Source organism: Pseudomonas sp. DSV-1, assembly GCF_035830915.1.
Taxonomy (GTDB): Bacteria; Pseudomonadota; Gammaproteobacteria; order Pseudomonadales; family Pseudomonadaceae; genus Aquipseudomonas.
This window is the reverse complement of sequence record NZ_JAYMYG010000001.1, coordinates 3,859,953-3,874,159: the sequence shown is the minus strand read 5'-3', so window position 1 is coordinate 3,874,159 and position 14,207 is coordinate 3,859,953. Positions and strand designations below refer to the sequence as shown.

Genomic DNA, 14,207 nt, shown 5'->3' with positions numbered 1-14,207 from the left:
ATGCTATGGGAAAGGGCAGGCCCCTGGGCCTGCCCTGGGGCTCAAAAGTAAGTGATACCCGGTTTTTCGGTGCTGACCCGAGTACCGGCCTTACCTTGAACGATTGCTTCGATATCCGCCAGTGCGCCGATCACTGCGGTCTTGCCGGTTTTACGGGCAAACTCGCAAGCAGCTTCGACTTTCGGTCCCATTGAACCCGAGGCAAAACCGAGTTTTTCCAGTTCGTCCGGATGGGCCTGGGCAATGCCTTTCTGGGTTGGCTTGCCCCAGTCAATAAAGGCCGCATTCACGTCTGTGGCGATCACCAGCAGGTCGCTGTCCAGCTGTTGGGCCAGCAGCGAGGACGCCAGGTCCTTGTCGATCACCGCTTCAATCCCCCTGAGCTTGCCGTCTTCGCCGTACATGGTCGGGATACCGCCACCGCCCGCACAGATCACGATGGTGCCTTTTTCCAGCAGCCATTTGATCGGGCGAATTTCGAAGATGCGCTTGGGTTTAGGGCTGGCGACCACGCGCCGGAATTTGTCGCCGTCCGGAGCAATGCTCCAGCCTTTTTCTGCGGCCAGGCTCTTGGCTTCGCTTTCGGTGTACACCGGACCGATCGGCTTGGTCGGGTTCTGGAACGCCGGGTCTTTTGGATCGACTTCAACCTGGGTCAACAGCGTGGCGAAAGGCGCTTCGGGTGGCAGCAGGTTGCCCAGCTCTTGCTCGATCATGTAGCCGATCATGCCTTCGGTTTCAGCGCCCAGCACGTCCAGCGGGTAAGGAGCAACGGCGGTGTAGGCGGCGGCTTGCAGCGATAGCAGGCCGACCTGAGGGCCATTGCCGTGGGCCACTACCAGTTCATTGCCGTGGGCTATGCGAGCGATTTGGGCGGTAGCGGTCTGGATGTTTTCGCGCTGGTTCTCTGCGGTCATGGGCTGTCCGCGACGCAAGAGGGCGTTACCGCCCAGTGCAACGACGATACGCATAAAAAATATCCTTTTAAATGTGTGGGAGCCGTGTGTGTGGGAGCGGGCTTGCATCGCGCGCAAGCCCGCTCCCACGGTAGTCATGCGTTTACATGACTACCGTGGACAGGCTTAGATATCAGCCAGTGCCGCGACCAGAATCGCCTTGATGGTGTGCATGCGGTTTTCAGCTTGCTCGAAGGCGATATTGACTGGAGACTCAAACACTTCCTCGGTCACTTCAATGCCGTTTTTCAGGTTTGGATGGTGCTCGGCCACGTCCTTGCCGACTTTGGTTTCACAGTTGTGGAACGCAGGCAGGCAGTGCATGAACTTCACGCGTGGGTTTTCTGCCGCTTTGATCATGTCGCTGTTGACCTGATAAGGCAGCAGCAGCTTGATGCGATCGTTCCAGGCTTCGACCGGTTCGCCCATCGATACCCAGACGTCGGTGTGGATAAAGTCCACGCCCTTGACTGCTGCTTTAGGGTCTTCGGTGAGGGTGATTTTGGCACCGCTTTCCTTGGCGAATTCCTGGCACTGCTTAACGAACGCTTCTTCTGGCCACAGGCTTTTCGGTGCGGCGATACGTACGTCCATGCCCAGTTTTGCGCCGATCAGCAGCAGCGAGTTACCCATGTTGTTGCGGGCATCGCCCAGGTACGCGTAGCTGATGTTGTGCAGCGGCTTGTCGCTGTGTTCACGCATGGTCAGCACGTCGGCGATCATTTGCGTCGGGTGGAATTCAGCGGTCAGGCCGTTGAACACCGGTACGCCAGCGTACTTGGCCAGTTCTTCCACGATGGCCTGTTCAAAACCACGGTACTCGATGGCGTCAAACATGCGGCCCAGAACGCGGGCGGTGTCTTTCATGCTTTCTTTGTGACCGATCTGCGAAGAAACCGGGTCGATGTACGTCACGTGTGCGCCCTGGTCGTGGGCCGCCACTTCGAACGCGCAGCGGGTGCGGGTCGAGGTTTTTTCGAAGATCAGCGCAATGTTTTTGCCTTTCAAGTGCGGCTCTTCAGTACCGGTGTACTTGGCGCGCTTGAGATCGCGGGACAGATCGAGCAGGAAGTGCAACTCACGTGGTGTGTGGTGCACCAGGCTCAGAAGGCTGCGGTTTTTCATGTTAAAAGCCATGGTGATCTCCTTGGTTTCGGGTTAACCGGCTTGCACCGGCCCCTTTTGGGGGCCGTGCAAGCAATCAAATGGGTTACTTAATAGTCGATTGGGTCACGTACGATCGGGCAGGTCATGCAGTGACCGCCGCCACGGCCGCGTCCCAGTTCGGAGGCGCTGATGGTGATGACTTCAACGCCCGCCTTGCGCAGCAGGGTGTTGGTGTAGGTGTTGCGGTCGTAGCCGATTACCACGCCAGGCTCCAGGGCGACCACGTTGTTGCCGTCATCCCACTGCTCGCGTTCTGCCGCGAAGGAGTTGCCGCCGGTTTCGACGACCCGCAGTTTTTTCACGCCCAGGGCCTTGGCCACGACGTCGAGGAAGTGACCTTCTTCACGGCGCACGTCCACGCCGCCGTGTTTCTTGTCGTCCGGGTACACCGAGAACGCAACGATCTGGTTCACGACTTCAGGGAAGATGGTGACCAGGTCGCGGTCGCAGAAGCTGAACACGGTGTCCAGGTGCATCGCAGCGCGGGACTTGGGCATGCCGGCAACGATCACGCGTTCTACGGCGCCATGCTTGAACAGGTTCTGCGCCAGTTGGCCGATGGCCTGGCGCGAGGTGCGCTCGCCCATGCCGATCAGTACCACACCGTTGCCGATGGGCATTACGTCGCCACCTTCAAGGCTGGCATTGCCGTGGTCGACAGTCGGGTCGCCGTACCAGACCTGGAAGTCGGCGTTGGTGAACTCGGGGTGGAACTTGTAGATCGCGGTGGTCAGCAGGGTTTCCTGACGACGCGCCGGCCAGTACATCGGGTTCAGCGTCACGCCACCGTAGATCCAGCAGGTGGTGTCACGGGTGAACTGGGTGTTGGGCAGCGGTGGCAGGATAAAGCTGGTATGACCGAGAAAGTCACGGAACATCTGGATGGTCTTGCCACCAAAACTGTCGGGCAGGTCGTCTGCCGACACACCGCCAATCAGGTATTCGGCTGCCTGGCGAGGCTCAAGGCTCTTGATCCATGATTTGACTTCGTTGACCAGGCCCACACCCACCTGATTCGGTGTCACTTTGTGGTCCAGGATCCAGTCCAGGGCTTCTGGAATGGCAACGATATCGGTCAGCAGGTTGTGCATTTCCAGCACATCAATGCCGCGGTCGCGCATTTTGGTCACGAAGTCGAAGTGGTCACGCTTGGCCTGATTGACCCACAGCACGTCATCGAACAGCAGCTCATCGCAGTTGCTTGGGGTCAGGCGCTGGTGAGCCAGGCCTGGGGAACACACCATAACCTTATGCAGCTTACCGGCTTCGGAATGCACGCCGAACTTCACTTTTTCCGTGGTCATTACAGTCATCCTCCAAAGTACACAAACAGGTTGTTACAGGGTCAGGAATCCGTCGTAGAGGCCATAGGCAGCCACCAGGGCGCCGATCACTACTGCGGCAAAAATCACTTTCTCAATGTGGGTGAAAACAGGTTGGCCGCTTTCACGCTTGGCCTTGGCGAACAGAATGGCGCCAGGTGCGTACAGCAGGGCCGAGAGCAGCAGGTACTTGAGGCCGCCGGCATAGATCAGCCAGATGGCGTAGATCAGCGCGATACCACCGATGATCAGGTCTTTCTTGCGTTCGGCCAGGGCGTTCTCGTAAGTCTCGGCGCGTACTGCCAGCAGGAAGCCGTAGGCCGCCGACCAGAGGTAAGGCACCAGGATCATCGAGGTCGCGAGGTAGATCAGTGACAGATAAGTACTGGCCGAGAACAGGGTGATGATCAGGAACAGTTGCACCATGGCGTTGGTCAGCCACAGGGCGTTGACCGGTACATGGTTGGCGTTTTCCTTTTTCAGGAAGGCCGGCATGGTGTGGTCTTTGGCGGCCGAGAACATGATCTCGGCACACAGCAGCACCCAGGACAGCAGGGCACCCAGCAGAGAGATGATTAGGCCGACGCTGATCAGCACCGCCCCCCAGTGACCGACAACATGCTCAAGCACGGCCGCCATCGACGGGTTCTGCAGTTTTGCCAGTTCAGGCTGAGTCATGATGCCCAGCGACAGTACGTTCACCAGTACGAGCAGCAGCAGCACGGTGATAAAACCGATCACGGTGGCCCGACCTACGTCGGAGCGTTTTTCTGCACGGGACGAGAAGATGCTTGCCCCCTCGATACCGATGAACACCCACACGGTGACCAGCATCATGTTGCGCACCTGATCCATCACGCTGCCCAGGTCCGGGTTTTTTACGCCCCAGATGTCACTGGTAAAGATGTCCAGTTTGAACGCGAAGATGGCGATCAGGATAAACAGGACCAGCGGTACGACCTTGGCAACGGTCGTCACCAGGTTGATGAAGGCTGCTTCCTTGATCCCGCGCAGTACCAGGAAATGCACGGCCCACAGCAGGATCGAGGCGCCGATGATGGCGGCGGGGGTGTTGCCTTCGCCGAAGATCGGGAAGAAGTAGCCCAAGGTGCTGAACAGCAACACGAAATAGCCGACGTTACCCAGCCAGGCGCTGATCCAGTAACCCCATGCGGATGAGAAACCCATGTAATCGCCGAAGCCGGCCTTGGCGTAGGCGTAAACACCACCGTCCAGGTCAGGTTTGCGATTGGCGAGGGTTTGGAACACAAAAGCGAGGGTCAGCATACCGACTGCGGTGATTGCCCAGCCGATCAGGATTGCACCTACATCAGCACTGGCGGCCATGTTTTGCGGCAATGAAAAAATACCGCCGCCAATCATGGAACCGACTACCAGAGCAACCAGCGCACCCAGTCGCAGTTTTCCAGGAGTATCAGACATTGTAGTGACTCCAATCTAGGAGAAGTGAGGCTTCGAAGTTAAGTCCATTGATAATCAAGCCATTTGACATAGATCAGGGCATTACTACATTCCATTGTCAGTAGAGCGGGGAAGGTCGCGATATCGTATTTTTATGACGCTTGCTCAAAGCCTTACGCCAGAGATGTTTGCAGGTGTTAATACGTTGCTTAATCGCGTTGTCGTGGAGATTGAAGCTAGACAGTATTTTGAGATTTGCAAATGTCATCTTCATGTTTCATGCCCCTGTCGATGAAATTAAATCGTCATCTATATGTGTACTGATTTTTAGGTTTCAATAGAAAATAACGTTATTAATAAGGGCGGGCTTATTGCGTAACTCTACTAAACGTTCGGCGGGTACATATAATTAGTCGGTGAACGTTTTAAACCCGATAATGATGAATTAACTAACCAGCACATTCAGAGGTGTCGATGTCGCAACAGACGCAGAAGCTTCGGCTAAACGCCTTGATTGCATTGGTGGTAGGCTCGATGATTGGCGGCGGGATTTTTTCGTTGCCACAAAATATCGCCGAGCGTGCCGCGGGTGGTGCCGTGTTGATCGGTTGGGCGATCACTGCCGTGGGCATGCTGGCGCTGGCCTTCGTGTTTCAGACCCTTGCCAACCGCAAGCCGGAACTGGATTCGGGGGTGTATGCCTACGCCAAGGCCGGTTTCGGCGACTACATGGGCTTCTCGTCCGCCTGGGGTTACTGGATCAGTGCCTGGATGGGTAACGTCGGCTATTTCGTGTTGCTGTTCAGCACTCTGGGGTATTTTTTTCCGGTGTTTGGCCAGGGCAACACGCCTGTCGCCATCGGCTGTGCGTCGCTGCTGCTGTGGGGAGTGCATTTTCTGGTGCTGCGCGGGATCAAGGAGGCGGCGTTCATCAACCAGTTGACCACCGTGGCCAAGATCGTGCCGATCGTGATGTTTATCGTGCTGACCGCCGTGGCCTTCAAAGCGGATATTTTCACCCGGGACTTTTGGGGCACTGAAACCCCAAGCCTGGGCAGCGTGATGGACCAGGTACGCAACATGATGCTGGTCACGGTGTTTGTCTTTATCGGCATTGAAGGCGCCAGTGTGTACTCGGGCCGTGCGGAAAAACGCTCGGATGTCGGCAAGGCCACGGTCATCGGCTTTCTCGGGGTGCTGGCGCTGTTGGTGCTGGTGAACGTGCTGTCGCTGGGGATCATGAGTCAGCCGGAGCTGGCACACCTGCAAAACCCGTCGATGGCCGGTGTGCTCAAGCATGTGGTGGGGGAGTGGGGTGCGATCCTGATCAGTATCGGCCTGGCGATTTCGCTGCTGGGCGCGTTGTTGTCGTGGGCATTGTTGTGCGCCGAAATTCTGTATGCCACGGCCAGGGACAACACCATGCCGGCGTTCCTGAAAAAGGAAAACGCCAACCATGTGCCGGTCAATGCCCTGTGGTTGACCAACTCCATGATCCAGATTTTCCTGGTGATTACCCTGGTGTCAGCGGGGACCTACACCAGCCTGATCTACCTCGCGTCGTCGATGATTCTGGTGCCTTATCTGTGGTCGGCAGCCTATGGGGTGCTGCTGTGCGTGAGGGGTGAGACTTACGAGAGGGCGAGACGGCGGCGCCTCAAGGATCTGCTGGTGGGGGCTGTCGCGCTGATCTACGCGATGTGGCTGTTGTATGCGGCGGGGCCCAAGTACCTGCTGCTCTCGGCATTGCTGTATGCGCCGGGGATCATCTTTTTTGCCAAGGCCAAACGCGAACAGGGCGAGACACTGTTCACACCCTGGGAGAAAGTCATATTCGCGATGGTGCTGCTGGCTGCCATGGCGGCAGCTTATGCGCTGTATAGCGGGGCGTTGGCGTTGTAGGCAGGCTGTGTAGTCGCTGCCGCAGGCTGCGAAGGGTTGCGTAGCAAACCGTTTTCTCGAAAACCCTGCGATCCCCTCGCAGCCTGCGGCAGCGACTACAGCTGTTTAGTCGTCGCAATGGTTGCGGGCATATTCTCCGGCCGCGACCAGATCCACAGGTTGCCCATGCTCATGCCGGCAATCGCCAGAAACACCGGCCAGTTGTGATCCAGTACATAAAGCATCAGCCCTGCACACAACAACATGCTGACAGTGGCGCTGATTTTGGCGTTGCGCTTGATGATCTTGCCGTTGCGCCAGTTGGTCAGGATAGGGCCGAACAATCGGTGGTTTTCCAGCCAGGCACTCAGGCGCGGAGAGCTTTTGGTCGCGGCCCAGGCGGCGAGCAAAATGAATTCGGTGGTCGGCAGGCCCGGAATCACAATCGCGATCAAGCCAATGCCCAGGCTCACGTAGGCCAGCAAGCCGAACAGGATGCGCGTGATTTTCGACGAGGATTGGGTTTGGCGGGTCATAAGCTCAAGACGCGTAAAGGACGCCCGGTCAGCGAGTGCTGGCCGGGCAACAAGCTTAAGCCAGTTCTGGCTGTTTCACGTAGGTCTGTTCCAGCAGGAAGGTAAAGCGGCTGAAGGCATCGTTGGCGGCTTGTTCCAGCTCGGCATCTTCCTCTGGGGTGAGTTCGACGCTGTCGAGCATTTCGATAAAGCTCTTCCAGTTACGACCACGGCCTTCGGCAGGTTCACCCATGTGACGGGCACCGTGGGTCTCGCTAAGGCCCAGGAGGCGGGCTTGCTTGATCAATACGCCCGCGCCCAGCTTGGAGCCTTCGGACACAAATACCCAACCCAGTGCCTGTGCCTTGCTCGGTGCATTGACCGCGCCGGCAACCGGTGTCGGCAGCTCGACGCCCAGGTCGATCAGGTCAGCCTTGATTTGCTCTGCACGGCAGCGCTCTGGCAAGTTGGGGATGTGCTGGGTCAGGCGTGGATCGGTGTGCAGCGCGGCCAGCTCGGTCAGGAACAGGTACTGGGCGGTCGCGAAGTGGGTGTAGTTTTCGAGGCTGCCAAAGGGGTCGCGGCCCATGACTTTCTCGCCCAGGGTGTCGTGAGTCTCACGGGTGGCGAGGGTCAGGCGCTTGGAGCGCTCGGAAGGACGCGGTGCGGAATCTGGAGTGGTCATGCCAATATCCTTGAGAATGAGATGCGCTTTGTAACTAGACGATCAGGAAGACGGATCACAGTAAAAAATCCTCACTGCGCAGAACAAAAGTCTGCGCAGTGAGGCGCGCGGTCAGATATCCCAGACCAGATTGATTGCGAAGTTGCGGCCCGGAGCGGTCAAGCGCTCCATATTGGCCGGGTTCAGCACACCGGCTTCGCCCACGCTGTCGTAACCGCGCACGTCATCCCAGTTCCAGTATTTCTTGTCGGTCAGGTTGTACAGGCCAGCATTGACGGTGACGTCCTGGGTGACCTTGTAGAAACCGGTCAGGTCGAGCACGCCATAGCCCGGCGACTTGAACTGTTTGCTGGTGCCATCCGGGGAAAAGAAGGTGTTGTCGTCGACCTGGTTTTTGCTCTTGACCAGTGTCCAGCTCACCAGACCACCGTAGTTCTGTTGCTCGTAGCCCAGGCCCATGACGGCGGTCAGCGGGTTGACGCTGTTGATCGGCTGGCCAGTGTCGTTGTTGCGGCCGTGGGCATACGCCACCGAGCCCTTGGTGTAGAGGCCCTGCGGTGCGCCGAAGGCGTCCAGGTTCAAGCGGCCTTTGACTTCAGCCCCCTTGATGGTGGCGTGCTTGATGTTATTGCTCTGGAACGCAAGTTCGTTGTAGCCGGGGGTGATGGCGTCTTCATTGATGAAGTCGCGGTATTTGTTATAGAAAACTGCGACGTCGAATGACCCCGCCTCAAAGTTGCCGCGCAGGCCCGTCTCGTAGCTTTTGCTTTTTTCCGGTTCCAGATTCGGGTTTGGCTCGACCGTGTAGCCCGCCTGAAGGTTGTCATAGCGACCATACAAGGCCTTGGCGCTTGGGGTGCGGAAGCCTTCGCTGTATTGGCCGTACCACGTGTAGTTATCGTTGAACGCGTAGGTCACGCCAAATTTGGGCGACAGTCGATGCCAGACTTTTTCATCGTCGTTCACCGTGCCTCGCTGGTCACTGTTGACGGTATTGAGGAATTCCTGTGTGACGTGCGGCGTCAGCTTGGTGTAGTCGTAGCGAAGACCGGGCATGAAGGTCCAGTCGTTCCAGCTGATCTGATCCTGGGCGAACAGGCTGTAGGTGTTGATGGTCGGGTCGGGGAAGTCGCTGGACTTGACCAGATAATCGCTCGGGCTGTTGGCGCCAACAGCCGTGCAGCCTCTGCCCACTGCCAGGCAGGTGCCCGAGCCGCTGCGCGAACCGGTGACATTCTGATGCTTGACGGTGGCGCCATAGGTCAGCAGGTGATCGGTGTCGGCAATATGGAAAGCCTTGTCCGCCTGGACGTCCAGTACCCACATTTTTTCTTCATATTTAGTGTTGCGCGAGCGCATCACATTGCGGGTGAAGGGGAAGTAGTTTTCCAGGGTGTTCTGGTCGGTCTTGGCGATCTGGTAGTTCAGGCTCCACTTGAAGTGATCGGTCAGCATGGTGTCGAGAACCATGCTGTTTTCCACACCGAAACGTTCGCGAGTGATGGTGTCCTGGCCGGTTCGGGAGCGATACATGCCCAGCGGCTGGCCGTTGTTGAACGGGCCACCGACGGCACTTTTCACATCGATATCAGTACGGTCCTTGTACTTCTCGTAGGTGAAGGACAGGCGATCGTCATCGTTGTAGTTCCAGCCGGCCTTGGCCAGCACGTTGGTGGTTTTCACGTCTTCGGGGTTGGCCGCGGTCCGGGAGAGGCCGGTGCCGCCGTGATCGCCATAAGATTTGGTTTCATGCCCGTCGCGCTGGCTCAGGTGCAGCAAACCATCGAATTCACCCGAACGACCGGCCACCGTGCCGGATTTCAGCCAGCTGCGATCGGCCGAGCTGTAGCCTGTTTTCAGGCGGGCACCGACATCTTGGCCCGGCTTGATGATGTCATCCGGGTCCAGGGTGAAGTAGCTGACGGCGCCGCCGATGGCGTTGCTGCCATACAGCACTGACGCCGGACCACGGAGGATTTCAACACGCTTGATGATTTCCGGGTCGACGTAGTTGCGCTGGGTCTTGGCGTAAGGGCCGTTGAAGAACGAGCTGGGGATTTCAACGCCATCAATCTGGGTCAGAATCCGGTCGCCATCGATACCGCGGATATTGTAGTTGCTGATACCGCCGCGCTGACCGGCGCCACCTACCGTGACACCCGGCTCATAGCGCACCAGATCCTTGATGGTATTGACGTTATCGCGGTCCAGCTCCTGGCGGTCATGGACGGTGACGGTGCTGGGCACCGAGTTCACGTCCTGTTCCTGGCGAGTGGCGCTGATGGTCACTTGTTGCAAGGCCAGGGTGCCGGTGGAGCTGCTGCGCTTTTCCAGCACAATGTTGTTGCTGCCCAGTTTGTGGTAGCCCAGGTTGGTACCGATGAGCAGACGTTCAAGGGCTTTTTCCGGGGGCAGGGAGCCGCGTACGCCGGGCGAGGACACATTCTGCGCCAGCTCTGCCGGCAACCCGACCTGCCAGCCGGTGACGGCGCTGAAATCGTTCAGGGCAGACGCCAGCGGCTGCTGGGAAATCGCGAATTTGTAATTGCCCACGGAGCGGGTGGCCGACTGCCCATCGGTCGCGGCCATGACGGGAGCCGCCTGTACACCGGCCAGGAGCATGGCAGCGGTCAACAACGACAACGTGCACTGCTGCAAACCGCCCGTGCGGACGTTGGATGAGGACCGGCTGTTGAAACGAGTGGGCATTGATAGCGCTCCGTGGTGAACGAATCTTATAGTTGCGAAGCTGATTCAAAATGCGAATCAGTTGCATTGACTACAGCGAGACGAACGACCTGTGGCTATCGCGTAAAAAAACTTACAACTAATTAAGAATGACCAGCGCGGGGAATTCCGAGATGTTGCTCGAGGTGATGTGGGCGAGTGAGCGCAGGATGTCCAGCGGCTGGTCGAGCCGGTAGTTTCCGGTCACTGCAATGCTGGCCAGTTTGTCGTTGTTGCTGACGATCCATCCGGGGTAATAGCGGCGCACTTCATCCAGTACTTTGCCCATCGGGCAGTTTTCAAACACCAGGCGCCCTTGAACCCAGGCCAGGTCGGTCTGGGGGTTGAGCCTGGCGGTCTTGCTGAATCCGTTGGGGCCGATGCGCACGCTGTTACCGGCAGACAAACGCATTTGGGTGCCGACACTGCTCACCCGCAAGTCAACATCGCCGCGTTGCACCCGCACTTGGGCTTCGCCATTGAGGTAGCTCACGGCAAAGTCGGTATCGCGCACACTGACACGCACGGGGCCAGCATCAAGAACCATGGGCAGTTCCAGGTCGGCCGGGATTTCGAAGTACGCTTCGCCCTGGTACAGGCGAGCGCTGGCCTGGGCATTGACCACTTTGCTGGAGAACGCGGAGTTGGTGTTAAGCAGTACTTTTGAACCGTCTTCCAGTTGCAGGCGCTGGCGCTCGCCGACCACGGTCAGATGATCGGCTTGCAGTCGCAAGGGCACATTGCCGTAACTGCCGACACAAAGAATCACGACCGCCGCTGTTGCCAGGTGCTTCCAGTGCCGCCCGATGCGTTGCAACAGGCGTGGCGTGCGGCGGGTTTGCAGGGTTTGCGCGGCAGCCAGAACCGGCTCTCCATTCCAGATCGCATTGGCTTTGGCAAAGGCGAGGGCGTGGGCAGGGTCGGCATTGAGCCAGTTTTGGAAGGCGGCTTTTTGTTCGTCGCTCGCACACTCAAGGGTGATCAGCCAGTCCAGTGCCTGATCCATGGCGCTGTCTTGCAGCACGTCTTGCGCAGAATTATGAGTGTCCGGCACGGGTGTTCCTTGGCAGTTACAGAGCGTTCTTACAGGCATAGCCCGTCAAGGTTAAGGCCGATTCAGCCTGTCGGCTACCCCGATGCAGATTGCCATGATTAATTTGAGCTCCTTTTGAACCGTGCTCAAGGACACATCAAGCTCTTCGGCAATCTCCTGATAACTGCAGCCATGAAGGCGGCTCAGGATGAAAATTCGCTGTTGGCGGGCGCTTAGCTGGCTCAGGCTCACACTCAAACGCTCCAGTAATTGCGCGGCTTGATGGGCTTCTTCCGGGGTGCTGAGAGGGGAGGCGACGCCTTCGATGACTTCCAGCGGCACATCTTCGACGACGGTGCGTGACTGAATGCGCCGGGCGCGCAGATGATCGAGCGCCAGGTTGCGTGCGGTCTGGAAAACAAAGGGTTCAAGGTGTTCGACGGAGCGCTCGCTCAAGGCCCGCGTCACGCGCAAGTAGGTTTCTTGCAGCAGGTCTTCGGCGGTGCTGTGGTTATTGACCATCCGCTCCAGCGTGCGCAGCAAGGTGACCCGCTGGGTCAGGAAGACTTGATTGAAGTGGGACTGACTCACAGTGCTACCCGACCGATTTTGAGCGAATGATAATGCTTATCATCTATGCCGTTGGTCAAGCGCTGTTTTGAAAAGCCATGAATAACAAAAAACGCTAGCCCCGTGATGAACGCCCCCTGACCTGTAGCCGCTGAGGAGCGCACCGAGGCTGCGTTCGGCGGCGAAGCCGTCGTAAACCCGGGAAATCCGTACGTTCAGACACTTCGCAGCTACCGATTCTGCGACCGCTTCGCGCTCGGACGCAGCCTCGTTCTACTCGTCAGCGGCTACAGAGGGATGGTTAAACGCGGCCTTTGAGGTACGCGCTGTAATCCGGGATGCGGTATTCGTGGGGCTGGCTCATCAGGGGGCTGCTGAGCATGTAGTCAGCGCTGCACTCATTGCAGGCCACCGGAATGTTCCAGACCGCAGCCACCCGCAACAAGGCCTTGATGTCCGGATCATGGGGCTGGGGTTCAAACGGGTCCCAGAAAAACACCAGCATGTCGACCCGCTGCTCCGCGATCCTGGCGCCCACCTGCTGATCGCCGCCCAACGGGCCGCTGATCATGCTTTCGATCGGCAGCCCAAGGCGTTGGCTCAAGAGCAGGCCCGTGGTGCCGGTGGCGCACAGGTCGTGCTGGCTGAGTTCCGATTTGTGGCGCTCGGCCCAGTCCAGCAAGAAACCCTTGCAGTGATCATGGGCCACCAGGGCGATGCGCTTGCGCGCCGCCAGGGTGGCCGTGGTGAAGCTGATACCGATCATCGCGTTACTCCGCGTTGCACAGCGCCAGGCAGTTATCGAGCATGCGGTTGGAGAAGCCCCACTCGTTGTCATACCAGGCCAGTACTTTCAACAGTTTGCCGCTGACTTTGGTGTGATTGGCGTCGAAGATCGACGAAAGCGGGTTGTGGTTGAAGTCGCTCGATACCAGCGGCAGGGTGTTGTAGCCCAGAACTTTGGAGTGCTGGCTGGCTTCCTTGAACAGCGCGTTGACTTCAGCCACGGTGGTTTCGCGCTTGAGCTCGATGGTCAGGTCAACCAGCGACACGTTGATTACCGGAACCCGAACGGCCATGCCGGTCAGCTTGCCGGCCAGCTCAGGCAATACCAGGCCCACGGCTTCGGCGGCACCGGTTTTGCTCGGGATCATGTTCTGGGTGGCAGAGCGCGCACGGTACGGGTCCGAGTGATAAACGTCGGTCAGGTTCTGGTCATTGGTGTAGGCGTGGATGGTGGTCATCAGGCCGTTTTCAATGCCGAACTCGCGGTGCAGGATTTGCGCCACAGGTGCCAGGCAGTTGGTGGTGCAGGAAGCATTGGAAATAATTTGGTGGGATTGGCGCAGAATGTCGTGGTTAACGCCGTAGACCACAGTCGCATCGGCATTTTTACCGGGTGCAGAGATAATCACCTTACGGGCACCAGCGCTAATATGCGCTTCAGCTTTGCTGCGATCTGTGAACAAACCTGTGCATTCAAACACCACATCTACTTTCAGCGCCGCCCAAGGCAGTTCGGCCGGGTTGCGAATGGCGGTCACGCTGATGCGGTCGCCATTGACCGTCAGGCTCTCCTGATCATGCTCGACAGTTGCGTCGAACGTGCCGTGAACCGTGTCGTACTTGAGCAGATGAGCGTTGATCGAACTGTCACCCAGATCGTTGATTGCGACGATCTGCAGGTCCTGACGGTAGCCTTGGGTATACAGTGCGCGCAGGACGTTACGGCCGATCCGGCCAAAACCATTGATTGCGATTCGTAGAGTCATGGAAAGCGCCTGCCATCGATTTGTTGTTGGAATTACAAGATTATTCGCATAAAAATAGAAAACAAGCCATTTAAGTGGCAATATTTTGTTTTATCTACAACGAGTGACCTGAATCAACGGGTCCGAATGGTCGAAGTCGCTCCTCAAAGCCCTTCGG

At 57.9% G+C, this 14,207-nt stretch carries 12 protein-coding genes; 1 reads left to right on the top strand and 11 read right to left on the bottom strand.

Annotated elements, in window-relative coordinates; all coding sequences use genetic code 11:
* Positions 1 to 41 precede the first annotated feature (41 nt).
* The 4 genes from arcC to arcD (VSQ83_RS18110) all read right to left on the bottom strand — a co-directional run bounded on the left by arcC (position 42) and on the right by arcD (VSQ83_RS18110) (position 4,888).
* On the bottom strand, positions 42 to 971 hold the full coding sequence (gene arcC / locus VSQ83_RS18125) for a carbamate kinase (RefSeq protein ID WP_133077255.1): 930 nt from the start codon (positions 969 to 971) through the stop codon (positions 42 to 44).
* Positions 972 to 1,082: 111 nt separating this feature from the next.
* Positions 1,083 to 2,093, bottom strand: coding sequence for an ornithine carbamoyltransferase (locus VSQ83_RS18120; RefSeq protein WP_133077256.1), 1,011 nt, complete (start codon positions 2,091 to 2,093; stop codon positions 1,083 to 1,085).
* 77 nt (positions 2,094 to 2,170) lie between these two features.
* Positions 2,171 to 3,427 carry an arginine deiminase gene (gene arcA / locus VSQ83_RS18115; protein ID WP_326397473.1) on the bottom strand — a complete coding sequence of 419 codons (1,257 nt, stop codon included), beginning with the start codon at positions 3,425 to 3,427 and terminating at the stop codon, positions 2,171 to 2,173.
* A 33-nt stretch (positions 3,428 to 3,460) separates the two neighbouring features.
* Positions 3,461 to 4,888: an arginine-ornithine antiporter gene (gene arcD, locus VSQ83_RS18110; protein WP_133077258.1), complete on the bottom strand. Its 1,428-nt coding sequence runs from the start codon at positions 4,886 to 4,888 to the stop codon at positions 3,461 to 3,463.
* A gap of 453 nt (positions 4,889 to 5,341) precedes the next feature.
* Between arcD (VSQ83_RS18110) and arcD (VSQ83_RS18105) the strand changes: the two genes are divergently transcribed.
* Positions 5,342 to 6,769 (top strand): arginine-ornithine antiporter, encoded by a 1,428-nt coding sequence (gene arcD / locus VSQ83_RS18105; RefSeq protein ID WP_326427290.1) that lies wholly within the window; start codon positions 5,342 to 5,344, stop codon positions 6,767 to 6,769.
* 95 nt (positions 6,770 to 6,864) lie between these two features.
* On the opposite strand, the gene VSQ83_RS18100 is transcribed toward arcD (VSQ83_RS18105), so the two are convergent.
* The 7 genes from VSQ83_RS18100 to gap form a co-directional block, all read right to left on the bottom strand.
* Entirely contained in the window at positions 6,865 to 7,284 is a 420-nt protein-coding gene (locus tag VSQ83_RS18100) for a YbaN family protein (protein ID WP_326427289.1), read from the bottom strand.
* A 55-nt stretch (positions 7,285 to 7,339) separates the two neighbouring features.
* A complete protein-coding gene (locus tag VSQ83_RS18095) occupies positions 7,340 to 7,948 on the bottom strand; it encodes a biliverdin-producing heme oxygenase (RefSeq protein WP_133077261.1) in 609 nt (202 codons plus the stop codon).
* Positions 7,949 to 8,059: 111 nt separating this feature from the next.
* Positions 8,060 to 10,657 carry a TonB-dependent receptor gene (locus VSQ83_RS18090; RefSeq protein ID WP_326427288.1) on the bottom strand — a complete coding sequence of 866 codons (2,598 nt, stop codon included), beginning with the start codon at positions 10,655 to 10,657 and terminating at the stop codon, positions 8,060 to 8,062.
* 118 nt (positions 10,658 to 10,775) lie between these two features.
* Complete coding sequence (locus tag VSQ83_RS18085) at positions 10,776 to 11,681, bottom strand: FecR family protein (protein ID WP_257623035.1); 906 nt, start codon at positions 11,679 to 11,681, stop codon at positions 10,776 to 10,778.
* A 99-nt stretch (positions 11,682 to 11,780) separates the two neighbouring features.
* Positions 11,781 to 12,299: an RNA polymerase sigma factor gene (locus VSQ83_RS18080; protein ID WP_133077264.1), complete on the bottom strand. Its 519-nt coding sequence runs from the start codon at positions 12,297 to 12,299 to the stop codon at positions 11,781 to 11,783.
* A 280-nt stretch (positions 12,300 to 12,579) separates the two neighbouring features.
* On the bottom strand, positions 12,580 to 13,044 hold the full coding sequence (locus VSQ83_RS18075; protein WP_133077265.1) for a methylglyoxal synthase: 465 nt from the start codon (positions 13,042 to 13,044) through the stop codon (positions 12,580 to 12,582).
* A 4-nt stretch (positions 13,045 to 13,048) separates the two neighbouring features.
* Positions 13,049 to 14,050, bottom strand: a complete 1,002-nt coding sequence (gene gap, locus VSQ83_RS18070; protein ID WP_133077266.1) for a type I glyceraldehyde-3-phosphate dehydrogenase — start codon at positions 14,048 to 14,050, stop codon at positions 13,049 to 13,051.
* Positions 14,051 to 14,207 lie beyond the last annotated feature (157 nt).